1 protein-coding gene is annotated in these 617 nt (G+C 65.2%); it reads left to right on the forward strand.

Translation table 11 applies throughout. The features are described from left to right. Positions 1-111: 111 nt before the first annotated feature. Positions 112-617 (forward strand): DDE-type integrase/transposase/recombinase (locus tag J4G38_RS17040; protein ID WP_226163506.1); only part of this gene is annotated, 506 nt, incomplete at its 3' end.

The following is a 617-nucleotide window of genomic DNA, read 5'->3' on the forward strand; positions in this document are numbered from 1 at the left end:
CCGTTCGGCGCTGCACCGCTGTTTCCAACGCCACGGCACCAGCCGCCTGCCGCTAAACGAAGACGGCAGAGCCCGCCGAAAAAGAAACGCAAGGACTACCCCATCGGCTATGTGCACGTCGCCCTTGCCGAAGGGCAGACCGAAGAAGGCCGCCGGTACCTCTGCGTGGCCATCGACCGCGCCCGCAAAAGGGCGTTTGCCGGGCTGCCTCCGCGGGCCAAGCGCGTCGTGGCCGCCGAATTCCTGCGGCGCGAGCTCGACAAATTGCCCGATAAAGTGCCTGCCGTGCTGACCGACAACGGGGTGCAGTTCACGCCCCAGCCGCACCAATTCCTGCCGGGTGGGCCCCGCTTTGACCGCATCTGCGGGGAATACGGCGTGGGGCACCGGTTGACCAGGCCGGCCCACCCGTGGACCAACGGTCCGGTCGAGCGCCTGAACCGCACGAGGAAAGAAGCGACGGTCCAGCGCTTCCACTACCGGAACACGGACGAACTCAATCAGCACCTGCAAGCCTGTTTACCGGCCTGCAACCACGCCAAGCGCCTGAAGAGATTGCGCGGCTTGACCCCGCACGAATTCGTCTGTGCCCAGTGGATACTGTTGGCGAATTGGTT

The organism is Hymenobacter terricola, from assembly GCF_017921975.2.
Taxonomy (GTDB): Bacteria; Bacteroidota; Bacteroidia; order Cytophagales; family Hymenobacteraceae; genus Hymenobacter; species Hymenobacter terricola.